The sequence below is a fragment of the Spirosoma aerolatum genome (assembly GCF_002056795.1).
Lineage (GTDB): Bacteria > Bacteroidota > Bacteroidia > Cytophagales > Spirosomataceae > Spirosoma > Spirosoma aerolatum.
This window is the reverse complement of sequence record NZ_CP020104.1, coordinates 5,738,901-5,765,034: the sequence shown is the minus strand read 5'-3', so window position 1 is coordinate 5,765,034 and position 26,134 is coordinate 5,738,901. Positions and strand designations below refer to the sequence as shown.

General features: G+C 48.1%; 21 protein-coding genes. 13 read left to right on the top strand and 8 right to left on the bottom strand.

Annotated elements, in window-relative coordinates:
* Positions 1-131: 131 nt before the first annotated feature.
* Both B5M13_RS23870 and B5M13_RS23865 read right to left on the bottom strand, forming a co-directional pair.
* The gene (locus tag B5M13_RS23870; RefSeq protein ID WP_080058052.1) at positions 132-1,988 is read right to left on the bottom strand and encodes a RagB/SusD family nutrient uptake outer membrane protein; all 1,857 of its coding nucleotides are present in this window, start codon (positions 1,986-1,988) and stop codon (positions 132-134) included.
* An 18-nt stretch (positions 1,989-2,006) separates the two neighbouring features.
* Positions 2,007-5,150 carry a SusC/RagA family TonB-linked outer membrane protein gene (locus B5M13_RS23865; protein ID WP_245860096.1) on the bottom strand — a complete coding sequence of 1,048 codons (3,144 nt, stop codon included), beginning with the start codon at positions 5,148-5,150 and terminating at the stop codon, positions 2,007-2,009.
* 666 nt (positions 5,151-5,816) lie between these two features.
* On the opposite strand from B5M13_RS23865, the gene B5M13_RS23860 reads away from it, so the two are divergent.
* From B5M13_RS23860 to B5M13_RS23845, 4 genes are all read left to right on the top strand, one after another.
* Positions 5,817-10,043 (top strand): hybrid sensor histidine kinase/response regulator transcription factor, encoded by a 4,227-nt coding sequence (locus B5M13_RS23860; RefSeq protein WP_245859463.1) that lies wholly within the window; start codon positions 5,817-5,819, stop codon positions 10,041-10,043.
* A 61-nt stretch (positions 10,044-10,104) separates the two neighbouring features.
* Positions 10,105-11,118, top strand: a complete 1,014-nt coding sequence (locus B5M13_RS23855; protein ID WP_245859462.1) for a hypothetical protein — start codon at positions 10,105-10,107, stop codon at positions 11,116-11,118.
* Positions 11,119-11,207: 89 nt separating this feature from the next.
* The gene (locus B5M13_RS23850) at positions 11,208-12,572 is read left to right on the top strand and encodes an enolase C-terminal domain-like protein (RefSeq protein ID WP_080058049.1); all 1,365 of its coding nucleotides are present in this window, start codon (positions 11,208-11,210) and stop codon (positions 12,570-12,572) included.
* 40 nt (positions 12,573-12,612) lie between these two features.
* Positions 12,613-13,050, top strand: a complete 438-nt coding sequence (locus B5M13_RS23845; RefSeq protein ID WP_170061181.1) for a YybH family protein — start codon at positions 12,613-12,615, stop codon at positions 13,048-13,050.
* Between the two features lie 138 nt (positions 13,051-13,188).
* Here B5M13_RS23845 and B5M13_RS33565 read toward each other — a convergent pair whose 3' ends face one another.
* A complete protein-coding gene (locus tag B5M13_RS33565; protein ID WP_155297321.1) occupies positions 13,189-13,329 on the bottom strand; it encodes a hypothetical protein in 141 nt (46 codons plus the stop codon).
* A 142-nt stretch (positions 13,330-13,471) separates the two neighbouring features.
* Positions 13,472-13,597, bottom strand: coding sequence for a hypothetical protein (locus B5M13_RS34470; protein WP_262508056.1), 126 nt, complete (start codon positions 13,595-13,597; stop codon positions 13,472-13,474).
* A 156-nt stretch (positions 13,598-13,753) separates the two neighbouring features.
* Between B5M13_RS34470 and B5M13_RS33560 the strand changes: the two genes are divergently transcribed.
* Both B5M13_RS33560 and B5M13_RS23840 read left to right on the top strand, forming a co-directional pair.
* Positions 13,754-13,918, top strand: a complete 165-nt coding sequence (locus B5M13_RS33560; protein ID WP_155297320.1) for a hypothetical protein — start codon at positions 13,754-13,756, stop codon at positions 13,916-13,918.
* A 20-nt stretch (positions 13,919-13,938) separates the two neighbouring features.
* On the top strand, positions 13,939-16,287 hold the full coding sequence (locus B5M13_RS23840; RefSeq protein WP_080058047.1) for a mechanosensitive ion channel family protein: 2,349 nt from the start codon (positions 13,939-13,941) through the stop codon (positions 16,285-16,287).
* 8 nt (positions 16,288-16,295) lie between these two features.
* Here the strand turns inward: B5M13_RS23840 and B5M13_RS23835 are convergent, their stop codons facing one another.
* Complete coding sequence (locus tag B5M13_RS23835) at positions 16,296-17,786, bottom strand: cellulose synthase family protein (protein WP_080058046.1); 1,491 nt, start codon at positions 17,784-17,786, stop codon at positions 16,296-16,298.
* Between the two features lie 299 nt (positions 17,787-18,085).
* Here B5M13_RS23835 and B5M13_RS33555 point away from each other — a divergent pair, with 299 nt between their 5' ends.
* The 4 genes from B5M13_RS33555 (at position 18,086) to B5M13_RS23820 (ending at position 21,364) form a co-directional block, all read left to right on the top strand.
* On the top strand, positions 18,086-18,265 hold the full coding sequence (locus tag B5M13_RS33555; protein WP_155297319.1) for a hypothetical protein: 180 nt from the start codon (positions 18,086-18,088) through the stop codon (positions 18,263-18,265).
* Entirely contained in the window at positions 18,262-19,287 is a 1,026-nt protein-coding gene (locus B5M13_RS23830; protein WP_080060061.1) for a sensor histidine kinase, read from the top strand. Before B5M13_RS33555 ends, B5M13_RS23830 begins: the two co-directional genes overlap by 4 nt.
* Positions 19,288-19,593: 306 nt before the next feature.
* Complete coding sequence (locus B5M13_RS23825) at positions 19,594-20,058, top strand: response regulator (protein WP_080058045.1); 465 nt, start codon at positions 19,594-19,596, stop codon at positions 20,056-20,058.
* A 169-nt stretch (positions 20,059-20,227) separates the two neighbouring features.
* Positions 20,228-21,364 (top strand): acyltransferase family protein, encoded by a 1,137-nt coding sequence (locus B5M13_RS23820; protein WP_080058044.1) that lies wholly within the window; start codon positions 20,228-20,230, stop codon positions 21,362-21,364.
* 49 nt (positions 21,365-21,413) lie between these two features.
* On the opposite strand, the gene aac(6') is transcribed toward B5M13_RS23820, so the two are convergent.
* On the bottom strand, positions 21,414-21,854 hold the full coding sequence (aac(6'), locus tag B5M13_RS23815; RefSeq protein ID WP_080058043.1) for an aminoglycoside 6'-N-acetyltransferase: 441 nt from the start codon (positions 21,852-21,854) through the stop codon (positions 21,414-21,416).
* Positions 21,855-21,978: 124 nt separating this feature from the next.
* Here aac(6') and B5M13_RS23810 point away from each other — a divergent pair, with 124 nt between their 5' ends.
* Positions 21,979-22,824 (top strand): 3-keto-disaccharide hydrolase, encoded by an 846-nt coding sequence (locus B5M13_RS23810; protein ID WP_080058042.1) that lies wholly within the window; start codon positions 21,979-21,981, stop codon positions 22,822-22,824.
* 52 nt (positions 22,825-22,876) lie between these two features.
* Here the strand turns inward: B5M13_RS23810 and B5M13_RS23805 are convergent, their stop codons facing one another.
* Positions 22,877-23,251, bottom strand: coding sequence for a DUF3244 domain-containing protein (locus B5M13_RS23805; RefSeq protein ID WP_080058041.1), 375 nt, complete (start codon positions 23,249-23,251; stop codon positions 22,877-22,879).
* Between the two features lie 683 nt (positions 23,252-23,934).
* Positions 23,935-24,276: a winged helix-turn-helix transcriptional regulator gene (locus B5M13_RS23800; protein ID WP_080060060.1), complete on the bottom strand. Its 342-nt coding sequence runs from the start codon at positions 24,274-24,276 to the stop codon at positions 23,935-23,937.
* 125 nt (positions 24,277-24,401) lie between these two features.
* On the opposite strand from B5M13_RS23800, the gene B5M13_RS23795 reads away from it, so the two are divergent.
* Positions 24,402-24,812: a DoxX family protein gene (locus tag B5M13_RS23795; RefSeq protein WP_080058040.1), complete on the top strand. Its 411-nt coding sequence runs from the start codon at positions 24,402-24,404 to the stop codon at positions 24,810-24,812.
* Positions 24,813-25,009: 197 nt separating this feature from the next.
* Complete coding sequence (locus tag B5M13_RS23790; protein WP_080058039.1) at positions 25,010-25,936, top strand: helix-turn-helix domain-containing protein; 927 nt, start codon at positions 25,010-25,012, stop codon at positions 25,934-25,936.
* Positions 25,937-26,134 lie beyond the last annotated feature (198 nt).

The window sequence follows — 26,134 nt, the reverse complement described above, 5'->3', positions numbered from 1 at the left end:
CTGGCATTTTTCGTCTGGACTTGCGCAGCCATTTTACTAGGAATAGTCAGGGGAATAATGATTGAATTGCTGAATGATTGAATAGTTGATTTACTCGCATTCAATCATTCAGCAATTCAATCATTCAATCATTAATTATATCCCGGATTTTGAACCAGTTTATTGTTCCGGTTGATTTCGTCGCGGCTGATCGGCAGGAAGTAAATCTTATCGCTCCACTTCCGGTTTTCCTTACCTGTTCCCAAATCCTGTACGCTGTAAGTATAGTTGTAGTTGTCTTTACTATACTTGTACGTCGTGACGGTTTTGCCCGGTTTCAGTTTACCTGTGATAACGATAATTTTCGCCTGACTGCCTAATGCCTGAGGAGCTATCATCCAGCGCCGGACGTCGTAGAAACGCTGATCTTCGAAGAGCATTTCGATGTTCCGCTCGTTCTGATAACGGGCTACCAGGGCGCTTCCCGATTCGGTAATAGCTGGCATACCCACCCGGAAACGTACCCGGTTGATCCAGGTTTTTGCTTCGGTTTCCTGGCCTAGTGCCAGACAAGCCTCGGCATAGTTTAGCACAACTTCCGTAAAGCGGATTTGAATCGATGGTACTTCTTGACGGATGTTCATGTCGACCAGCGTTGGATCGGGGTCCATGAACTTGCGGATGGCGTAGCCTGTCCAGGTACCATTCCAGTTTTCGATGGTGCTGTTCCGGGTATCCAGACCTGCATAAGGGGTAGTGGTTCCACCACCCGTTCCGACTTCGTAGAAGCCTGTCTGGATCTGACCAGCTGGGTCGATACCAGCTCCATCGGGTGTACGAGGCTTCCATTGGGCACCATCATACAGGATCGACGCATAGAAGCGTGGGTCACGATTTTCGTATGGCGCAGCGGCATGGGTTGGGTTTTTCCAATCGAACTTCGTACCATCCATCATTTCGTAGCTATCGACCAGTTGTTGGGTTGGTTCGCTGGAGGTCCAGCCATGATAGCCATTAGGCATGTTGTTGCGTGGATACCAGGAACCCCAGTCGTCGAACGATGCTCGGATATAATATTTCAGGAAAATACCATCGGCTTCACCACCATTGCGTGACAGATACATGTTGATGTAGTTCTGCTGACCTTCGGCAGCCGTAACGGGAGCAGTCAGGTTCAGTTTGTAGCCGTACAGATTCAGGTCCATAACCGCTTTCGCTGCATCTTTAGCTTTTTGCCAGCGAGCCGTACGGTCGCCACTGACATAACCGAGTAGCTCAGGCTTGTCGAAGCTGGCAATAACCGACGATTTAACTTTGGCCGTCGGAATGTCGTGCAGGTCGCTGGCAGCGTACATCAATACACGGGCTTTTAGTGCCAGTGCGGCTCCCTGCGTAGCCCGTCCGGCTGCCAGAGTTTTGCCTTTGAGGAGCAGAGCCGCCGAATCGAGGTCGCTTACGATCGCATTAACACACTCTTCATACGTATTCCGGGCAACACCGAAATCGGCTTCATTCAGCGTATACGCATTTTTAATGATGGGTACACCGCCGTAATACCGTAGAAGTTGATTGTAGAAATAACCCCGCATGAAATACATTTCACCCTTCATTCGGTCGGCAACACCGCTGCTGTTATCGAACTTAGGCTTGGCCAGGTTAGCCAGCGCAATATTGGCCGCCCGGATACGCTGATACATAGCGCTCCATTCCATCGTATTCTTAATGGTCCCCAGGTTGGAGGGGCTTACATTGGCTTCGTTAACATCCTGCTTCCCGAAGCTATACAGGGCGTTGTCGGTTTGGCAGTCGAAACTCATCTGGTCCAGAACGCCATCGCGCAGGCCGTTATATACGTCGGTGACAAACGCGTCGGCAAGAGCCTGGTCGGACCAGACCGCTTCACCCGATACTTTATCGAGTGGCTTTGTATTGAGGAAATCCTGATTGCAGGCTACCAGCGTAACACCCAGCAGCAGACAGAAGGACAGACATTTAATAATATAGTTCATAATGTGGTTCAAATTCGTTTAGAAACTGACTGACAAACCGGTGTTGATGATCCGGGCTTGCGGATAGTATTGGGCGCTACCACTGGTTGATTCGGGATCGAACAGACCTTTCATCGATGGGGAGTAGGTTGCCAGGTTCAGCCCGTTTACGTACACCCGCAGATTGTTCAGCCCGATTTTATTGGCAAACGTAGCGGGAAGGGTGTAGCCTAATTCAACGTTTTTCAGACGAATATAGTCGGTGCTTTTGAGCCAGTAGCTGGTTCCGTTGGAGAAGTACTGGTTGCTGCGGTCAACAATGCGGGGGTCGGTCGAGCTGGGGTTATTGACCGTCCAGCGGTGGTCGTAGCTCCATTTCAGGAAGTTACCAATCGTACCTGATTCGGTTTGCAGGAAGATCTGACCACCTGTCGAAGCCTGTAACAGGACGCTGAAATCAAAGTTCTTCCAGCGCAGGTTACCTGAAAAACCGCCCTGGAACCGTGGCTGGTTGTTACGGTCGGCCCGAACGCGGTCGTCACCATTGATCTTGCCATCACCATTGATATCTTTCAGTTTCATATCGCCTGGGCGCAATACGCTGGCCCCTACACCGCTATAATCGAGCTTGTTAGCATCAATGTCAGCCTGTGATGTGAAAATACCGTCGTATTGGTACAGCAGGGTTCCATTGGCCTGGTTCGGATCGTTGACGTTGCTTGGAATGGGCTTGCCAGTCGAACGTTGCCATTCAGGCGCACCGGGCGTTTCGTCCCAGAACGTGATTTCGTTTTTAGCATAGCCACCGTTGACGCTCACCGAGTATTTTACTTCGCCAACCTGGCCGTTGTAACCTACACGGAACTCATACCCCCGGTTGGTAACCTTCCCAATGTTGGTAGCGGGCAGGGTAGCGCCCGTTGTTTGTGGGATCGACGCGCTTTTCCGCCAGAGGATGTTCGACCGTTTGTTCAGGAAGACGTCGAATTCGAAGAAAATCTTGCCGTTCAGGGCCGATCCTTCCAGACCGATGTCGGTGTTGTTAGCCACTTCCCAGGTCAGCGTGGTATTGGGTACGCCATTTTCGTACAGCGTTTGCGCCACCTGATTACCGATCACATAGCCCCAGTTTGAGTTGACAACATCACCGTAGGCATAGGTTGGCAGGTAATCGTACTCACGCAGCGCGTTGTTGAAATACACCTGGTCGTTACCTAACTGACCCCACGATGCCCGCAGTTTGAGGGAACTGATAGCGGAAAGGCTCTTCTTGAAGAAGTTCTCTTCGGAAATACGCCAGCCAGCCGATACGCCAGGGAAGAAGCCCCAACGGCTGTTGGCCGGGAACATGTACGAACCATCATAACGCCACAGGAATTCGGCCAGGTACTTTTCTTTGTAGTTGTAAGCGGCACGACCAAAATAGCTCATCCGGGCGCGTTCCCAGGCAGCGGTTGTGTTGCTGTTTTTCTCGGCACTACCACCCGCAAACAGCTGGTCGATGGCGGTCGAGGCAAAGTATTTCCGGAAAGCCGAGAACCCGTTCGAATTCGATTGCTCTTTGGTGATACCGGCCAGCAAGGTGATGGCATGATTACCGCCAAAGGTATGGTCGTAGGACAGAATACCTGATAGCAGCGAGTTGAACTGGTCGTTGGTGTACTGGTTCAGGGTTGCCTGCGCTGGGCCTTTGGCTACTTTTTGCAGAAGCGGCTGGTTGTTGGCATCGTAGGATGTGTAATCCCAGCTATACACATACCAGGGTGTTTGCCAGGTTTTGCCTTCCTGTAGGTACTTGTCCAGGGCGACGCTGCCGGTGAGTTTTAGCCCCGGTATCCAGGGGTTGGTGATGTTGACGCTGGCATTGCTTTGCAGATAATAGCGGGTATCTTTGTCATACCCGGTTGCACTGCTCGTAACCAGTACAGGCTGCTGACCATTCTCGATATCAGGAGCGGGTAAGCCATTGGGCCAATAAGCAGGCTTATTGGGATAGCCACGCATCAGCATCCGGAAAATAGCACCGGCGCCAACCGTTGGGAAGAAGCGGTTTTCCTGACGGCCCACCACACCAATTACAGTACTGATGTGTTTGCTGATTTTCGCATCCAGATTCAGCCGGAAATCGTACTGCTTGTAGCCCGTTGCTGAGTTTTTGTAATAGCCATCCTGATTCTGGTAGTTGGCAGATGCGAGGTATTTGATATTTTCGCCACCTCCCGACAACTGGAGTGTATGCCGCGACTGGGGCGACCAGTTTTTCAAGGCAGCACCAAACCAGTCAGTATTGGGATACTTCCAGGGGTCAGAACCATCCTGATACTTCTTGATTTCGTCGGGTGTATACGCTGCCTTGGCAATAGCGCCATTATCGGGGCGAGTGTAACTTCCGGTCGAGGCAAACGCAGCCGAAGCATCCTTCCAGTATTGGGCAGGCAGGTTATACAGGTTGATCTCGTTGTTCAACTGTGCATACTCAGCTGCCGAAGCCATTTTTGGGATCACTGTGGGTTGCGCCCAGCCCTGGTTGAAGCTGTAAGACAGTTCAGGTTTGCCGGTCTTGCCATGTTTGGTCGTGACCAGAATAACTCCGTTAGCTGCCCGCGAACCGTAAATAGCAGCCGACGCATCTTTCAGCACGGAGATGCTCTCAATATCGGCCGGGTTCAGTCGGTCAATACCCCCAGCCCGCGCTGGTACACCATCGATAACGATCAGGGCGTCGTTGTTACCGAGCGAGTTTGTTCCGCGAATCCGAATGGTTGAGCCGTCATAACCCGGTTCGCCACTGGCGTTGGTGGCAATAACGCCCGGCATCCGGCCAGCAATGGAGTTGGTCATGTTGACCGCTGGCGATTTCACCAGATCCGTCCCTTTTACAGTGGCTACAGAGCCTGTTACCGTCTCTTTCTTTTGTTCGCCATACCCTACTACAACGACCTCATTCAGCATTTTATCGTCGGAAGCCATGCTGATGTTGATTTCACTCCGATTGTTAAGGGCTATTTCCTGACTCACAAAACCAATGTAGGAAAACACCAGTGTTGAAGTCCGGCTGGGTACGTTCAATGAATAGCCGCCATCGGCAGCTGAAACGGTACCCGTTGTTGTTCCTTTGACCACAATACTTACCCCTGGCAAAGCCAACCCCTGTGCATCAGTAACCTTTCCGCTTACCTTCATTTGGGCAAAGGCTGCGGTAGACAAAAGCAGACAGAACAGAAGCAGAGAATGAAACGCAGGTCGTAGGGGTAATGCCGCGTTCCTTTGGAAGATACTCCTTCGTGATAAGAAGACCTTCTGGCGTGTACATGGTTTTTGCATAAAGTTTAATTAAAAAATGGATAATGAAAACTGGTTAACATAGCGGATAGAAAGAAGGTATAGTGGTGTACAACCTGAATACATGTCTAGGCAGAATTGCTCTGAATTTTAAAAAGTATTTAGGCTATTGATGATTAGTGAGTTATGCAACTTAGTAAAGGTTGCATAACTGATGCGGTCTTATGCTGACAGAATAGATAGTTGCTATGGATGATTTTACTAAGCCAGGTTTATTTAGATGGCCATTTGATTGTATTGCAAAAATATGTTGGTAAAACACAATTAATGGGGGGGTGATTGTTCGAAATAGGGGGGTAAATTGTTCCCTTACTCGTCTTTTTAGAAAAAGATTTGCACTATCAGTAACATATGGCGCTTTCGTAATTGATTGATTTATTATAGAAAAATTAGCATTTTTCGCTTTATTATTCAATACTTGTATGCAAGGTTACACTTGTTGCATACACTGTTCCGGCCCGTTGAAGGCTAAGTATTATCCCTTAAACGAATACCTTCCTGATGGTTATGAAAGGACTCTACATTATCCTGATTACCACCTTTTTTACATTCTGTCTTAGGCTGTCGGGGCTCGCTCATACAGACCCGAGCCCATTTCGCTTTGAACACATAACTGTCAATGAAGGCTTATCCCATAGTGATGCTATGGCTGTTGTGCAGGACCAGCAGGGCTTTATCTGGATTGCTACGAACAAAGGCGTAAATCGGTATGATGGTTATGAAATAAGGCATTATCTGCTACCTATTGATAATGAAAATGGATTGTCAAATAATCGGGTCCGAACGTTGCATGTAAGTCCGCAGGGAGTACTATGGGCAGGTACCGAAGGGGGAGGGCTCAATGTGTACAATCCAAATCAGGACCGATTTGTGCGGCTAACGACCCAATCAGTACTGTCTGCCAGCCGATCAGTGCTACAAGCATTGAACCAGTCGGAGATAACAGCCCTGGCGGCCGACCGTAAGGGTATGATCTGGGTAGGTACAAGGCAGCATGGCTTGTTTATAATTCGAGCCAATCAGGAAGGGCAACTCCAAGAGCTAAGTCGGGTTAAGCTAGCTAATAGCAGATCGGTACGAACTGAAATTACCGATCTGACCATCGATCCGGTCGGGCATGTATGGATTGCTACGTACAATGAGGGGCTTTTTGTGGCTTCCATTGATCAGCCAACGGCCACTGCTGCGCTGTCGAATCCGTTTACTGATGCGCATATCCTGGCTCTAACGCTCGATCATGACAATGGCATGTGGATCGGCACCGATAGGCATGTCCTGTGGGTATCAAATGATAGTCTACGTACGAAGCAGTTGGACAGGCCCTATGAATTACCCCAAACATTTCAGAGTATTGGCTGTCTGCATAAAGATTCGTTTGGTCGGTTGTGGGTAGGTACCGATTTTGGCCTTTCCATGGTTCCAGTTCGGTTTTCGGTGGGTAAACCGCCTGTTTTCACGGATAAAGTGACAACCTACCTACCGATGGATGCCGATCCGAATAGCATTAATTCGGGCCGGGTGCATTGCATTTTTGAAGATCGGTTTCAGGTGCTTTGGCTGGCGGCATCGGCAGGCGGATTAAACAAGATTGATTTGCGCCAAAAACCGTTTGGGCATTTGAGTCGTCGCTTAAGTGAATATCCCACACTGGCAAATAATTACATTAATGCGCTTTATAAGGAAGATGATAAAGGCTTGCTCTGGATAACCACGCGCAATGGGATTTCCAGTTATGATCTGAAAGCCAAAACCTACCGAAATTATTTTGATCGACAGTTACCGGGTAATGTCACGGGCATGGATGTGTCCTGTATTTTTCAGGATTCAAACGGCACGCTTTGGTTTAGTGCTCGTTATGACGGACTAATTTCGATCCGTCGGCAGAATGGCCGGGAGATCATCAAAACCTTCCCGCATCATGATGGTCTATATCACTATATAGAAAGCATTGCTGAAGATAAATTCGGTATGCTCTGGACGGCTTCCTTTAGCTATGGACTTACCCGCATGAACCGCGATGGTCAGATAGTGGCCAGATATACCAGCCGGAATAGCGCGTTACCTTCCGATCGGTTTACGTTTTTGCTTTACGATCCGGCTGACAATGTGCTTTGGGCCAGTACGCAGGATGCCGGTGTGCTGAAACTACGGGTACAGCCTGATCGACTGGTACTACTTCAGCAGTTTAAGCATGATACACACAATCCGACCAGCCTACGGGTAAACTATGCCTGGCCTCTGCTTAAAGATCGCCGGGGAGTCATATGGGTTGGAACCATTGGGGGAGGATTACATCAGATTGTTCGGAATCAGAAGGGGCAGGAAGAAATACGTTCCTGTGCCGCCTGGCTACCCGACAGTGATGTAGAAAGTATTATTGAAGATAGTCAGGGTAACCTATGGCTGGGGAGCGAAGGGCTGATTCGGGTGAACCCCGTGACACATCAGGTGATTCGGTATAATGTGGTGGATGGGGTACAAAGTAATTCGTTTAAAGTAGGAGCCGCGTGTAAGTCGAGGGATGAAACCCTGTATTTTGGCGGCATCAACGGTATTACCTACCTCCAGCCTCGGGCAATTCAGGCCAATCCATACCCACCTTTTGTGCGAATTACCGGCTTGTCGATTGCCAATCAGCCGATTGGTGTTGGGCAGTCCGTAAATGGCCGGGTTCTGATTCAGAAGCCACTCAACAAAGCGCAAACCCTTCAGATAGAAGCGGCTGAAAATGACTTCTCGATTTCATTCGTTGGGTTAAACTTTGCTAACCCTAAAAAACACCGCTATGCTTATCAATTGGTTGGCTATAACGACAATTGGGTGCAACTCGCTCCTGGGCAGCGAACGGCCAGTTTTGCCAACTTACCCGCCGGAAATTACATGTTTCAGGTGAAAGCCGAAAATGGCGAGGGGCAATGGACGCACCATCCGGCTACCTTACGATTGACGATTCTGCCGCCCTGGTGGAAAACCTGGTGGGCGTATTCATTATACACACTGCTGATAGGCGGGGCATTGCTACTGGCCCGACGGGTTCTGTTGCAGCAGCAGGCCTTGAAAAACAAGATTGCGTTCGAACATTTTCAGTATGAGAAAGAGAAAGAACTCAGCGACCTGAAACTGGAATTTTTTACCAATGTATCGCACGAGTTACGCACACCATTAACCCTAATCCTGGGGCCTATGGAAGAACTGGCGGCATCGGCCTGGAAATTCAATGGCATGAAGGATAAGGTATTGCTCGTCCATCAGCAGACCCGCCGACTACTGTCGTTAATTAATCAATTGCTGGATTTTCGTAAGATGGAATCACAGCACATACCGCTCCAGGCTGTCAAAAGCGATGCCGTTTCATTTCTGGTTGAGCTATTCCTGATGTTCAAGCTTAAAGCGGAGGAACAACAGATTCATTACACCATCGATACGCTTCCTGAGCCTGTCATGCTTTACTTTGATCGGAGTAAACTCGAAGTGGCGGTTATCAACGTACTCTCTAACGCTTTGAAATATACGTCGGAGGGCCATGGCGTTCATTTGAGTATCCGCGTGGTTGGTGATGTAAAGCAACCGGCTCGTTTTCAACAGCAAAAACTTCAGACCAATTACCTCGATATTACCGTTCGTGATGAAGGAATCGGCATAAAACCGGAAGAACTCAGCCGCATTTTTGATCTATATTATCAGGCGTCGCATACGGCCAATATGCGGGTGGTTGGAACGGGTATTGGGTTATCGCTGGTGAAACAGTTTATTGAACGACATGGGGGTGAAGTGTCTCTGACCAGTCAGGTAGGGCAAGGTACTACCTTCGTCATCCGACTGCCTTTTGGTAAAGATCACCTGGCCACATCTGATCTGGCACTCGATGCATCAGGTCCCGCTTTATCGGTACACCCTCAGCCATTTATCGATGAGATTACAGTAGCGCCAACCGACTTAGCCTCTGCCACATTGCGTCTGCTAATCGTTGAGGACAACAGCGATGTAAGGCAATACATTACGCATTTGTTTGCCGCCAAATTTGAAGTATTTACGGCTGTCGATGGCATCGATGGCTGGGAGCAGGCTCTGCAACTTATGCCGGATGTAATCATCAGTGATATTATGATGCCGCGTAGCGACGGGCTCGACCTTTGCAAAAAAATTAAACAGCACCCGAAAACACTGCATATTCCGGTCGTACTGCTTACAGCCAGGGTGGCTGTTGTGCATGAAATTGAAGGGTTGGAAACGGGCGCCGACGAGTACATCAGTAAGCCGTTCAACCCTGATCTGCTCATTGCCAAAGTGAATACCCTGGTGCATAATCGCCTGAAACTGCGCCAGTATTATCAACAGAAAATCCTGCTGGAGCCTACAGAAGTCTTAATTCCTGATGCAGATAAAGTATTTCTGGAAACGGCCATGAGCATTGTTGAAAAGAATCTGGGCGAACCTGAATTTTCGGTACTGGAATTAGTCAAGGAAATGGCGATGAGTCGGTCGGTGTTTTATCGACGTATCAAAAGCATTACTGGCCAGTCGGTGGTGGAGTTCATCAACGATGTTCGCATGAAACGGGCTGCTCAGTTGTTGGCCTCCAGCCAGCTTCGTATTTCGGAAGTATGTGCACTGGTTGGGCTGGAAGATGTCAAGTACTTCCGAAAGTCATTCCAGCAGGTTCATGGGGTATCGCCATCTGAGTATGCCCGAAAGCATAGAGCCGAACGCGACGTGCAACCAGAAGTTTGCTGAGGACAGCATAAGTAAGTCAACTAATTTCTGGCCTTTTTCCATGGAAATAGAGCCGGATTTTATGAAGACCACTCGTTCAGCATCCGTTACGACACTTGTTCAATGGCTGTTACGGCACTCGTTCGCACTTTGCGGTTTGCTGGCCGTACTATCCATCAGTATGCGCCCTGCGTTCGATAGTCCTGTAACGGAGATTACTAACGGATTGGTTCGGGCACAACTCTACCTACCCGATGCTGAGACGGGCTACTATCGGGGTACGCGTTTCGACTGGGCGGGGGTGGTAGCTAGCCTTGAGTACAAAGGACATACGTATCATGGAAAGTGGTTCGATACCTACAGCCCTACGCTACACGATGCGATCATGGGACCCGTTGAGGAGTTTGGTCCATTGGGTTATACCGATATAAAACCGGGTGGTACATTCGTGAAAATCGGAGTGGGGAGCCTGACCCGCCCCGACGAAAAGCCGTACAATGCCTTTACCTATTATCCGATTGCGAATCCGGGAGTGTGGACTATAACGAAGAAGGCCGATCAGGTGCAGTTTGTTCATACGCTGGCCGATACAGCCTATGCCTATTCATACCGGAAAACGCTGACGCTAACCAAAAATAAGCCGGAACTGGTTATTAAGCATAGCCTGAAAAATACCGGAAATCGGGCCATCGAAACGACGTCCTATAATCACAATTTTTTTGTCATCGATCAACAGCCGACGGGGCCAGGGTATGCAATCAAATTTCCGATGTCAGCCTTATCGACTGATGGCGGAAAAGGGGTTACTGACCGGGTTCGCTTTCAGAATGGACAGCTTGTTTACCTCAGTGATCTGGCGAAAGGCGAAACCGTTTATTATCCGAATCTGGCTAATGGGCAATCCATGCGGTATAACCTCACAGTCGACAATACCAAAACCGGCGCTGGTGTAACCGTAACCGGCGACCGGGACATTTCCCGCATGGTGTACTGGTCGTCGTCGACCACGGTAAGCCCTGAACCGTATGTTACGATCAAAATCGAACCTGGGCAGACGTTCAGTTGGCAAATCGCTTATCAGTATTACGTAAACTAATGTCAACACAAAGACACGGAGAAGACGTAGAATCTCCCTGCTACCTTGTGTTTAACCCCTTTTTTTAAGCCTTTAACTACATCGCCAACATGAGTCAATCAGAAATGCCGTTGGAAACCAGTCGACGGAATGCGCTAAAGTTAGCCGGGTTAGGGTCGGCCGCTGGTATTCTGGGTTTGTTCGATAGTCCCAAAGCCAGAGCCGAAACCTACGAAACCCCTGCCTATGCCAAAGGCGTAGCTCCTGTTACCATCAAAAACGTCCGGGCTATTACAACGGCTCCCGGTGGCCCGAACCTGGTGATTGTGAAGGTCGAAACCTCTGAGCCAGGTTTGTATGGGCTGGGTTGTGCTACGTTTACCCAACGTGCTCATGTCGTGATTCCGGCCGTCAATATCTACCTGAATGAGTTTTGCGTAGGCAAAGACGTCGACAACATAGAAGATATGTGGCAGTCGGCCTATGTTAGTTCCTACTGGCGAAATGGCCCGGTGCTGAACAACGCCCTTTCTGGACTCGATCAGGCGCTCTGGGATATTAAGGGTAAACGAGCCAACATGCCGGTTTATCAGCTTCTTGGCGGCAAGAGCCGGATTGCGGTCGATACATATACCCACGCCAGCGGTCCCACGCCCGAAGCCATTGCCGATAAGGTACAGGAGTTTATGGCGATGGGCTTCCGGCACGTTCGCATTCAGCAGGGGGGCTATGGTGGTGTAGGGGCTATGCAGGAGTTAAAGCCCGATTTCAAGACGGCTGGATATGGCCGTGAAACCGACGATTTCTCGGATCAGAAAACTTATCTGAAACGGGTGCCTAAGATGTTCGACGTCGTACGCAAACGCTGTGGCGAAGATGTGCAGCTCCTGCATGATATGCATGAGTTAACCGAGCCCATTGATGCCATCAACATGATTAAAGGTCTGGAAGAATACCGCCCCTATTTCATTGAAGATCCGTTCTCGCCCGAAAATATGAACTGGTTCAGGCAATTGCGACAGACGACGGCGGTACCTATTGCGATGGGTGAGTTGTTCAACAACATCAATGAGTTTAAAGAACCAATGGCCAACCACCTGTTCGACTTTATTCGAATCCACATCTCACAGATTGGCGGCATTACACCCGCGATGAAAGTGGCCCGACTGGGTGAATGGTTCAACGTTCGGACAGCCTGGCATGGGCCAGGTGATACCTCGCCAGTAGGACACGCAGCTAATAACAACATCGACATCGCCGTCTGGAACTTTGGGATTCAGGAGTCGCAAATGTTCAGCGATAAAGTAAAGGAAGTATTTCCCGGTTGCCCGACGATCAAAAACGGGTATTACCAGATTAATGAGACGCCAGGGTTGGGAATTGATATCAATGAAAAAGAAGCGGCTAAATACCCCATCGGCACCAAGTCGCGCTGGACAGTCCGCAAAAACGACGGTACGATTTTAAAGCCCTAAAAGCATAGTGAGGCCCGTATTTTATAAACGAATGACCGATATGAAAATCGTCAATATTCTGCCTGCTCTATGTGTATTCCTATTGCTAAGCTTCGTAAGTCAGGCTAAACCAAAACCTTCGGCCGAAGAACAAATTCGGCAGGCACTCGACTCAACCTCGGCGGGTTGGAATCGAGGCAATCTGCAACAGTACCTCAGCGCCTACACGCCTGATGCTCAGGAGATGGGGCCTAACGGGCCACGAGGGGGCGTTGAGGTAATTGAGAATACCATGCGCAACGGTTTCTGGAAAACAGGTAGGCCGCTTCAACAACTTCGTTACGAGCATGTTAGCGTTCGGCTTTTAGGAAAGGCTAATGCGCTTGTGACGGGCCATTACGTACTTAGCGGAGGGAGTAAGCCGGATCGAACTGGCTGGTTTACGACAGTTTGGGCTAAAACCCGTGCAGGTTGGCGGATGATTTTCGATCACTCGTAAAGTGAGCGGCTAACGTCGACTTTCCGAAAAGTGTAAACCTTTCGGAAAGTCCGTTTTAGGATTTGACACGGTTAGGGTTTATTGCGCGGTTCCGATTGTTTGTGCCGATAGTCTGGTACCAGACTATCGGGCATAATATTACTGGCAGCGACCTTGCAGTTTGTTTCTGAAGCCCGAAACCACTTTCTCTTCATTTGCCTGCTGTGTTTCATACCCATCTTTAGCCACTTTTGCCGGGTCGTCCAAACTTCCTTCTTTCACAATTTTCGCATTTCCCATCTCCGCTTTATGGAAAAATCGGTATCGGTTGAGCCCGCTAAAAGGGCCGTTACGTTTGTTCCTTTTCCCTCATTCCGAATAGCTTCGGTATAGGATAACCGTTTTGGTTGCATGATATACCACCTGAAAGGGACCCGGTAGCTTACTGGTGGATAATATCCAGCTCACGATCTAGGTCGGTGTCCACATACTGTTTGCTAAGTGCCCCTAATGCATCCGTTTTGATTAAGGCCAGAGAGTTGGGTTTTGGCGCATCGTGTTGTTCCATACAATTGCTACATTGAGGGTTACGGTGCTGATAAATTACGAAAAATGGAGGACGATAGCCAGCGACTTATGCAAACAATCTGATGATTTGTCTTGCGTTGCTCGTAAGGCCGTTACCTAACAAACACGGTGCAAGGGGACGAATAGGCTAGACCTGATGTTCGCGCATCCTCCAGAACATAGTCAGTGTCAGAAAGCGTATATCGAAAGCGTTGTGACTGCTCTGGTCGAACAGGAAATGGCTAATTGGGTTAATAAAGACAATAGCATCTGGTTAAAGGAAGCAATAGGATCGTCGAAACCAGGTGTTGTAAAGCGGTGATTGACGATGAATTGTAACGTATGAAGAAAGTCAAAAAGGTTCTAAGCAGGCTAATGCTGGTAAGCCTGTGTATAACGGTTAGTGGATCTATCTTGTCAGCGCAGGATACGACTCAGACGAATGAAACGGCACTAGGTCAAACCATTCCAGACACCTTATTATTTAAGATTCAGCGGGCGCAGTCGATTATTACGGAGATACGGGCTACCAATAAAAAAGGATACGGCGTTGCCCGTATACGTGCAGGATTGGCTGATGTCAAGGCGAACATTGCGCCTATTGCTGCCGATCTACGAAACCACCGAAAAATCGTTGATGCCAAGAGTCTTGCCAATTATAACCTGATTCTGAACGATGCGCTGGAGCGGCTGAGGGGTTGGCGAACTGCGTTGGCTAAGTCGAATAATGATTTACAAAGCCAGCTCGATCAGGTTCTCAGCCTGAGTGGGGATTCGCTATTGATTGTGGCGGCCAATGATTCGACCGAAAAGAAGCTGTACGTCGGGCAGTTAACCGATATTCGATTACAACTTCAGGAAGCTGGTACACGTACAACTGCCCGTCTGGATACGGTAAGTCGGTTGCTGGCTGACGTATCAGGGACGTATCTGAATGTCAGTACTTTACAGACGTCTATAAGTGATCGTTGGCAGAAGTCGAATGAAAACGCGTTGCTGAAGGAGTCACCCTACCTGTGGGATGCCCCCGCTACCTTTACCATCGGCAATGTACAGGCAATTCTGAAATCGAGTTATCAGGGGCAGGATAAAATTCTGAAGTACTTTTTTGCATCCACCTGGGATAACCGGTTTTTGCTACTGCTGCTGACCGGGTTGTTTTTTGCCTGGGTTTTCACCAACTATAAAAAAGCCAATACAGCGTTGATGAGGCCGAAGATCGGCCCGATCCAGTTCGATAGCCTGATGCCGGTGCCTATCGTGGCCTCGTTAATTGTATTGCTCAATCTGACTCCCCTGTTTGAGCCCGAGTCGCCTGCTATTTACATTGAAATTACCCAGTTTTTGTTACTGATCGTGCTGTCCATTCATCTCTGGAAACGCTTTTCGAAGCATGACCTCAGCATGTGGCTCCTGAATGCTGGGTTGTATGTGTTACTGCTGATTACCAACACCCTGATTAGCGACGCGCTGTTCATGCGGCTTTGGCTCATTGTATTGAACGCGGCCTTTTTTTATATCGGTGTCGTGTTCTCCAGACGGTTACACCGGCGTTATCTGAGTGAACGCATGATCCGGCCAGTCGTTAAACTATACCTGGTGTTGCAGGGACTGGCTATTTTGCTCAATATGTTTGGCCGAATCAGTTTGGCCAAGCTGTTTAGCATCACAGGGGTTATTGGACTGGTTCAGATTACAGGTCTGGGTGTTTTTATTGAAGTAGTTCTGGAAGCACTCGAACTCCAGATTAAGCTGAGTGCCTGCTCGGGGGGAGTTTTCTCACGGGTCAATATTAACCACACCCAACGGTCATTCAAAAAGGGCCTGGTCGTACTGGCTGTTGGGTTATGGCTGCTGGTATTTTTTATTAACCTGGGCGTTGCCGATAGTATCTATAACTTTTTCAGCCACATACTGACCCGACCACGCACGTTTGGAAGCATCACCTTCACGCTCAGTAGCGTACTTTCATTTGCGCTTATTATCTACCTGTCGAGTCTGTTGCAACGAAACATCGGTCTATTCTTTGGCGAAAGTAAGCTCACCAGTTCAGATGGGCAGGTTGACCAGGTCAGTTCGGTGCTTGCCTTAACCCGTCTGGTCGTTGTAATTGCCGGGGTATTGCTGGCCTTTGCCGCTTCTGGCCTGTCAATCGATAAGTTAACGGTCGTGCTCGGAGCGTTGAGTGTCGGGATTGGACTGGGTATGCAGAATATCGTCAGCAACTTTGTGTCGGGTATTATTCTGATCTTCGAAAAGCCTTTTCAGATTGGTGATTACATCGAAATAGCTGACAAAAAAGGCCGCATTCGCGACATTGGTATCCGGTCGAGTAAAATGATAACTGTGCAGGGATCCGAAGTTGTGATTCCTAATGGTGATCTGCTGTCGAATCGGCTCGTCAACTGGACCTCCGGCGATACTTATCTGAAAACGGAATTTACACTAAAAGTGAATCTGGAAACTGACTTGAAAACCGTTGACGATATTGTAACGAAAGCCGTGTCGCAGCAGGAGGGAACGATTCAAAATCGCCCACCCGAACTACTTGTTACAGCCGTCGGTGGCGATAGTGTGGAACTGACCATCCGGGTCTGGATTAAAAGCATTTATAGTGAAGCCGATATAAAAAGTAAGCTGTTACAGCAGTTGATTCGTCAGTTTAGAGAAGCTGCAATCAAGCTCATGTAGAGACCCGTTTAAGCCTGCCCAGGCTCAGACCCCTGCCGTGCCTGCGATAATGAATAGAGAAATACCATGCCGAACCCCGTTACGAGCATGATGTGCAGGAAGAACATGCGAAAATCGTCGGTGTAGATGCCCAGGGCTAGTCCGGTCAGAAAATAAATAGTTAGCGCTCCTTCGGCCAGCGTTAGCCAGCTTAGTTGTCGATTCAGGTATTTGTTGGCCTTCCAGCCATCCGTTGCATTTCGAACGTTGAATTTAGGTGTACGGACAAACGGTGTTTTCCGGCCCAGATACCCTTCGATGACGGCAATGGTATTGTGGAGTGAAAGGCCCATCATCAGCGACGAATACATTGGGAAATACCAGAAAAATTTGGCTCGGGACGTTGGTTTTAATAACCAGAACGGGATTCCATAGAACGTAATGAGAATGAGCAGGCTTACCTGAAACAGGCCGATAATGAAGAACACATTCTCCCATTCGGGATGCTGGCTGCGAATGTAAAGCAAGGGTACACTCAGGACGCTTAGCACCAGCACCAGGATGAAGGTAGCACTGCTAAAGAGGTGAAAGAGGGCGTGTAATTTTATCCGAATGGACAAATCCGGGCTTCGGAGTACCCGGCCAATGAGCTTGCGGGCGCACTCGGCAGCTCCCTTCATCCATCGGTACTGCTGCGATTTGAGCGCATTCATAGCAACCGGCAACTCGGCGGGAGAGCCAATGTCTTCGCGATACACAAATTTCCACCCTTTCAACTGTGCCCGGTAACTCAGGTCCAGATCCTCTGTAAGCGTATCGCTTTGCCAGCCTCCGGCATCCACAATGGCCTGCCTGCGCCAAACGCCCCCGGTTCCATTGAAATTGGCCAGTAAACCAGCCGCATCCCGACCGCTTTGTTCGACGGTAAAGTGAGCGTTGAGTCCGAAGGCCTGTAATTGGGTCATGAGCGAAAACTCCTCGTTCAGATGTTCCCATCGCGTTTGTACGATACCTACCTGAGGGTCCCGGAAGTGTGGAATCGTTTTCAACAGAAAGGCCGGGTCAGGTACAAAGTCAGCATCAAAAATGGCAATGAATTCGCCTTTGGCCGTGGCAAGTCCATGGGCCAGCGCCCCCGCTTTGAACCCCGTTCGGTCGGTTCGGCGAATCTGCTGAACATCGAACCCTCTGGTTGTCAACTCTGCCACCTTTTGAGCCACTACCGCCACCGTTTCATCTGTAGAGTCATCCAGTAATTGAATGTCGAGTTTATGCTGGGGATATTGTAGCTGGCCAACCGCATCCAGCAGCCGTTCCACCACATATAACTCATTGTAGATCGGCAACTGAACCGTTACACGGGGGAGTTCATCAACAGGGCCAGGTTCATGCCGAAGCGCGGCCTGCCGACGCTTTTTTTCTGACCGCAGGTAAATAAATATCAGGCTCAATTGGCCACAGTTGTAAATAAATAGGAGTAGCAGTGCCAGCCCGTATAGCAAAAGGACCAGAAGTTCCATGATGGGTATGTAGAAGTTTTTCGAACGTTGTGTGCATGGTAACTGCCTGATTAAGGAAAGGGTTACAGGAAGCGCATGACAGGGCTATAAAAGTTCGTTAACTGTCCTTCTGGTGGCCTGTAGTTGAGAAGGAATGGGTGTTGCATTATAGCATGTTGTTTTGTTTGTATATTGTACGGTTTCTTCTGTACCAGCCGATTAAATCAATTCGGTACGCTTAATAAGCAAATGAAGGTTTATTGGTGTATGAGCTTGGTCGAGAGATAATTACTCATTAGTTTGCCATGCGTTTCACGACTATGAACCCTCTGCTACCTACCTCTTTCTTTTTGGTAACGGCATCACTCCGTATTCAATTCATCCTCGATTTAGCAAAACGGGAGTTGAGTCAGATAGGATTGTCGAAACGGGAGTGGATTCTGCGGAATGGGCATTCGTTTCGGAAAGGCAAGACGGTCTGGGAGGGCTCTGGATCATGACTTCGGCAAGGGATGCCCGGTTACGATGGTTCGGACCGATTGGCCTTTTCATGTTCGGAAATCTGTTTTTCCGATCGTCATTCTGGTTAACGTCAGAAACCACGGCGCTCGTCCAGTCTACACTGGTGGGGCTATGTGCTGGCTGGATTTTCTGGCAGTTGAACCGATGGGCCATTGGCGAAATTCAGGAGCGGCTGCCGGGGTTGGAACGTACCCGGAAACGGCTGTTTATGTGGCTGTTACTGACGCCTTTAATTGTAAATGCAGCGGTTTTTTCACGGTACGGTTTACATATACTGCTGGGGTCGAGGCCAGCCTGGTGGCTGGGTACGGTCGATTACCTTAATTCGTTCGGTATTCAGTTGTTCTATCATGGGGTTTATTTCAGCATTTATGAAGGCTGGTATATTCTGGATCAATGGCGGCACATCCAGCGGGAAAAAGAGGAACTGATAAAGATTCAGTGGCAAACCCGGTTCAATTCCCTGAAAAGCCAGGTTAATCCCCATTTTTTATTTAACTCCCTGAACGCGCTGTCGGCCCTGATCGAAGAGTCGCCGGTACAGGCGAGCCAGTTTGTCGATGAACTGTCCAGTATGTATCGGTATCTGCTCCAGGCCAATGAGCGTGAACTGGTTTTGCTGAGTACCGAACTGACCTTTATTGAGTCGTATGCACATCTGCTGCAAACACGACACGGCGACGGCCTTTCGATTCGGGCACAGGTGCCACAGAATTACCTTGCTCATTCGATTCCTCCTCTGACGCTTCAATTACTGGTCGAAAATGCGGTCAAACATAACGTGGTGTTAGCCAGTCGTCCCTTATTAATCGAAATCGATACTACCCAAAATGGACATCTGCGGGTACGAAACAATCTTCAGCGTAAAAATGCCCGTAATGCCAGCAATGGCGTTGGATTAGCCAACATCTCGGCCAAATACCGAATGCTAACGCAGACCGAAATCGAAATTCGGGAAGAAGAAGAGTACTTTACAGTTCTATTGCCCTTGCTGCCTTAGCCTTCAGGCAAGCCAATATTTTTTCGCACTCACCAGAAGTAGAGCAACTAAAAGCAGCCGAATAAACGACCGGGGATTAGGCTATCGTACCCGGTTTGTGTGCATGACAGTAATGATTTGATGCGTACAGAACTAACCTATTGAACGGTAGTTTATTCTGTATGCATGTTGATTAAAATTATAGGAAAGCGAATCGTAGGAGACGAGAATACAACAGCCACAATCGATAGGCTATACAGGGTAGTTATAATTAGACACTCTGGTAAAACTATTTTATTTGTTATTTTTGCTTTTATAAGCCTGTGTATGTTCGCTTCATTCCCGATTCTTTTAGTTGATGACGACCCGGCAATAGCTGATATTTTAAAGCGAGTTGCTGAGCGTGTTTTTCCTGAGGCTACCATAGCCCATGCCCGTGATTTTACCGAGGCTGCTGCTTATCTGGCTAATGTAGATAAGGATGTGTTTCGGTTGGTGTTGCTGGATATTGACCTCAAAACGGATTCAACAGGCTTTGATTTTTTATCCTTGCTGCGCGATCAATCCTTTGGTCAACTGGTGCCGGTCATTGTGCTTTCGTCAAGTCTGGAAGAAAGTAAGGCGCGGGAGTCTTATCTGCGAGGGGCCAATGCATTTACCAATAAACCGTTTACGTATGCTGCCTGGAAAACCTACGTCGAGCAACTACGGTCATACTGGTATGAAACGGTAACAATCCCCCAGATTCGGTTTCGGCAAGGCCCCGATGCGTTTTCGCCTTCAAATTTTTAATTCACTCATTAAAGTGTTGCGTTTCAGAAAGGCTGACCGGCTTCTTAGCAAAGTAAACCGGGTGGGTTCGATTTGCTCCGACATGATTGGCCAAACGCAGCCAACACGCCCAATCGGAAGGTCTACACTGTAATCAGCTTCCAATTATGTTCTAACCCATCTACAATCAATGGATAAAAACGGGCTTTCTGCTACTGCCTTTACGGATACAAAACCGCATTACAACATACTTGACGGATTTCGGGGCGTAGCGGCATTAACCGTTGTGTGCTTCCACATCTTCGAAGCCTTTGCTACCAGTCATGTAGACCAGCGAATCAACCATGGCTATCTGGCTGTCGATTTCTTCTTTATCCTGTCCGGCTTCGTTGTCGGTTATGCCTATGATGACCGATGGGATACAATGACAATAAAAGACTTTATCAAACGTCGATTTATTCGCCTGCATCCTATGGTGGTAATTGGGGCACTGATTGGTGCGGCTATGTTCTATTTTCAGGGTTGTGCTACCTGGGACGTTTCCAACGTATCGCCATCCCGATTAGTAATAGCTACGCTCATAAATATGCTTCTAATCCCGGCAACTCCTGATTTTGAAATCCGGGGCGTTGGTGAAATGTACCCACTGAATGGGCCGAGCTGGTCGTTATTTTTTGAATATATCGGTAATATTCTCTATGCATTCTATATCCGTACGCTTTCGACCACGGCGCTTTCTCTGGTCGTTTTCCTGGCTGGTTGCGGATTAGCTGCCTTTGCCATTTTTGGGCCACTCGGCGACATATGCGTTGGATTTTCGCTAACCGAAGAAAATATGATCGGTGGTTCACTACGGCTTTTATTCTCATTCCCGGCTGGGCTTCTGCTGTCCCGCGTGTTCCGGCCTGGGCGTGTAAAAGGGGCTTTCTGGATAGGTAGCCTGGCTATTGTCAGTGTATCAGCCATACCTCGAATCGGTGGTAGCGACAATCTATGGCTGAACGGTATATATGACACCGTATGTGTTGTTTTTATCTTTCCTGTACTGGTTTATCTGGGCGCTTCAGGCAAAGCAATGGATAGAGTTGCTAGCCGGGTGTGCAACTTTTTAGGTGATATTTCGTATCCTCTGTACATGGTTCATTACCCCTTCATCTATTTGTATTATGCGTGGGTAAAAAATAAAAACCTCACTTTCGAACAATCGTTGCCTGGTGCTATAGCGCTTGTCATGGGTTCTGTACTATTGGCCTATGTGTGTTTAAAGCTGTATGATGAACCTGTACGCAAATTTTTGACAAAGCGTCTTTTACGACTAAATCAATAAGTTATCAGTCTGAACGGCTTATTTAACTTCTCTGGCAGCAATAAAAACACTACAGGGTTTTGATGAATTGAATGACTCGTTCTACTTCCTCAAAGCCGGCCTTCTTGTGAAACGCTTCCCCGGTCGAATTCGAAAGCTGTACGTCGGAAGCGAGTTCTAGGCAACCTTTGTCACGCGCCCATTGCTCGGCTCGCTGAACAAGCGTATAGCCAATTCCCTGTTGTTGATACCCTGGCTCTACATAAATGCCTTCCAGAAAGGCGACGGGGATTTTTGTGGCACCCGGTACATAGTCGGTTCGTAGGGATAGATTCATAAAGCCGATGGCTACGCCCTGACTGTTCCGTACCAGAAATCCGTCTTCTTTCGCTGACTGATGAATGTTGGTCAGTATCACTCGTAATTCATCCGAATCGGAGTCGGGCCAGAGTGCTAGCGCTAGTTGCAGCCATTCGTCCAAGTCATGGAGCGTTGCTATGTGAATCGTCATACAACTGTTAGTAAGGTAATGGAACCCATCAGGTTCATGATTATTTTATAGAAAACCAGACAATTTCGGCTACTTTGGCTTTTTTGTACAGGATATCGTTTGTACTAATCGATCAACACCCCCTATGCGCCAACTGCTCTTACCAATTTGTGTATGGTTTATGACCACCGTTTGTGTGGCTCAGTCTGCCAAAACCAAGCTAGCCGATCGTTGGATTCAGCTTTTCAACGGAAAAGATCTTGCTGACTGGTCCGTGAAAATAACAGGTCATCCGCTGAATGATAACTATGGAAATACCTTCCGGGTAGAAGATGGTAAACTGGTTGTGCGCTATGACCAGTATACCGCTTTTGATGAGCAATATGGCCATATTTTCTATAAAAAGCCTTTTTCTGCTTATTTACTAGTCGTGGAATACCGATTTGTTGGCGATCAGGTGAAGGGTGGGCCTGGTTGGGCCGTTCGAAATAGTGGCGCTATGCTACACGGACAGGCTCCTGAAACGATGGGGCTCAAGCAGGATTTTCCTGTCTCGCTGGAGATGCAACTGCTGGGGGGCGATGGGAAGCATGAACGGCATACCGCAAACCTGTGTACCCCTGGTACGAATGTGGTAATGAATGGAAAACTGTTTACTCCACATTGTATCGACTCCAATTCGAAGACCTACGCTGGCGATCAATGGGTTCATGCCGAAGCGTTGGTCTTGGGCGATTCGCTCGTGAAGCATATTGTGGAAGGCGATACTGTGCTTTCGTACGAAAAGCCACAAATTGGTGGTGGGAACGTGATCAACTACGATCAGGCCGTTAAGAAGGATGGGCAGTTTATCCGCGAAGGTTACATTTCTCTCCAAAGTGAAAGCCATCCGGTCGAATTTCGTAAAGTAGCTTTATTCGATCTGTCACCCTATATGCGGAAGCCCAATGAATTACGGGCTATTCTGCGTCAGTTAAAGACCCGTCTGTAAACATAAAAACCCGGCCTGAGCCGGGTTTTATGAGGTGTCTGGTTGCCTGAACTTATTGCATGGCAATGGTGCGACCTGTTTGCTGAACAGCCTGGGTCGACAGATTCAATTGCTTGGTGATGCTACCTTCCGACGATTTGATCTCTAGTTCGTAATCGCCGTCGGCTAGCTCTTCTACATTTAGTTTGACCGCATATTTGGCTTCTTTCCGGCCAATGCTTTGCTCATAGAGGACTTTGTTGTTCTTGTTCTTCAGCAGGACGACGACCGGCATATCGGTCGATTTCTGCACAGCCACCCGAATTTCGTGGTTGATGGTTACGTAGGCGCTGGCATCGAACGATAGCGTTTTGGGCGTAGTTGGGTTGAACAGGGTAGAAGCACTCAACAGGATTGAAGCGGCCAGGGTATTCAGTAGTGGTAACATGGTAGTTGCTGTGTTTAGCGTTTAAGGATGTTGTTTACTGGTATGCCCTAGTTAATCCAAAGCCTGTGCCAATTAGGTAATACTCTTGATAATCAATGAGTTATTTCTTGTGCCATTTTCCTGTTCTGTCCGCTTGTGGACAAAGGTTGTTCGCTGTCGGACAAAGCGGACAAATTAGTATGACCAGAAAGCCCTTCTAAGGCCATTGCCGCTGATAGGCACTGACGATAATCAGCACAGGGTATGACGCTGGTTAGTTCGAGCCCTATTTCAACGGCTATTTTTGTAATACCAATAAGAGTTTTAAAGCCCCTAGTAATCAAAATCCCCTTACCAGATTTTCTGGTAAGGGGTTTGTTCTGTAAGCACCTGTCCAATCGGGCATCAGGAGAACTTTTGGGACAACATGTTAGGCTGATACGTGCCATAAACAAAAAATGCTGACCCTAACTAGAATCAGCATTTCTTAATTACCCATAAGATAAGACCTTTCTCACCAACCGCCAGATCAGTAGAAAGGCTGTATAAACAGATAACGAAAATTCACCGCGAAAAGATTGATTAAGCGGTGGATTTTATTGAAAAATAACGAATTAGCTACTTGGTTTTCTGGTTGTATAAGCTGGCGTTGACGCTCTCAAAGTACCTTGCAAGCCACAAGTGCGGCAGGGTAAAGGCTGCCCTTATTCTTTACCAATAATTTCCCGTCGGTGGGCTTTTCCCCAGTAATGAAGGGCCTCGATAAGGTTTTCGAGCGATAGCCCGTGGGCGGTAATGGAGTATTCTACCGTGGGTGGGAATGTATCATACACATCCCGTTTAACGAGCTTATTCTCTTCTAAACTTTTCAATTCCTTTGACAGGGTTTTGTCTGTAATCCCGGCTACCTCTTTGGCCAATTGCGTAAACCGTTTAGGGCCAGAGGATAGTGTGAATAAGATCAGTAGCTTCCATTTGCCTTCTACGGCCTCTAACGCATCGTTGATCGAACGTATCGATTTGGGGCAACCTTCACCAGTTAGCATGTGTTTGTACAGTTTCTGTTCCTGCATTACTATCCTGATGGCTAGTATCAGCCGATTTGGATAGCGCTTTCAGCCAGAAGGCAAGGAGAAATACTTTTGTTCCATTCATGCAAAATCTCTGTAGAATGGTAACACCGAAACAATCACAGCAAGTTATTCATATCTTCCTTTGGATTGTCCAGCTCCTACTAGCTGTCAGTTTTATCTGGGCAGCCTGGATGAAGCTGTTTCAACCCATCGACAAACTATCGGCGATGTGGCCGTGGACAGGGCAAATTCCGGCAATGCTGGTAAAAGCGACTGGCATCATTGATATATTGAGTGCTCTGGGGCTAATTCTTCCTGCATGGCTGCGCATTCGGCCCATTCTTACGCCTATAGCGGCTAGTGGCATCATTGTGCTTATGCTGTGTGCCTGTGTCTTCCACATTATACGGGGAGAAGTCTCGGTTATTGGTGTCAATATCGTTTTTGCCAGTCTGGCGGCTTTTATAGCCTGGGGACGATTTAAGAAAGCCCCGATTAGGTCGGCATAAATGATAGGGGTTGTTGGTTAATGTTCTAAACGTGTTTACCTACGAAACGGCTACAACAAGTCAGGATTTGGATACAGAACTGGCTGCTAAAATCTTTTTCTTTGCATAGGTTCTTATGAATATCAACCGTTGTGATGTAACCGATCTATAGCAAGGTGTTTGTAAATGGTATTGATCAGAAATCAGTATATTGAGCTATGGTAAAAATAGGACTGTGCCGGATTAAAACGATTGCTGAATTTCATCAGTTCAGAGGCTTGCCCAAGCCTGAGCATCCGTTGATCAGTGTGATTGATGTGGCTCTACTGAAGCAATTGTACGAATTTGAGCCCACCAGTTTAGTGTTCGATTTTTATTCCATTGCCCTAAAAAGGAACTTCAATGGTAAAATGAAATACGGGCAGCAGGAATACGATTTTGATGAAGGCCTGATGACGTTTATGTCGCCCGGTCAGGTTTTTAGCATTGATGCGGGTAAAGATGGTACTGGAACCAGGCTCCAATCGGGCTTGCTGTTGCTCATTCATCCCGACTTTTTATGGAACACTACTCTGGCAAAAACGATCAGGCAGTACGAGTACTTTGATTATTCAGTTAATGAAGCACTGTTTTTGTCGGAAAAAGAAGAAACGATCATTGCCGGTATCATGCACAGCATTCAGCAGGAATATCATGCCAACATGGACCAGTTCAGCCAGTCGATCATCATTGCTCATCTCGAACTCCTGCTTTCGTATGCCGATCGGTTTTATCATCGGCAGTTCATTACCCGGAAAATCACGAATCATAAATTACTCGATCGGCTGGAGCATCTGCTGTCCGACTATTTCAATAGCGACGCGTTGGTTACGAAGGGGTTACCCACTGTTCAGTCAATTTCCGATGCCTTGAATGTATCGCCCAATTACCTGAGTACCCTACTGAAAGTGCTGACCGGGCAGAGTACCCAGCAGCATATTCACAACAAACTGATCGAAAAGGCCAAAGAAAAACTGTCGACAACGGATTTGTCGGTTAGTGAAATCGCCTTCACCTTAGGGTTCGAGCATTCGCAGTCGTTCAGTAAACTGTTCAAGAACAAAACCGCTCTGTCGCCACTCGAATTTCGCCAGTCGTTCAATTGATATGATCAACGTGACTTAGGTTGAACCGCTAGGCCGCCGGTGCGGTAAAAAAGTCTCGGAATCACCGAATTGTATCACTACGTGAAACCCCTACAAGATTAGAATAGGTGAGCGGCTGAGAGGAACGCTAACAAACGGCTACAATAACCCAGGATTCGGCTACAAGACACCGATCAGGCATTTCGACTTTTGTGTAGC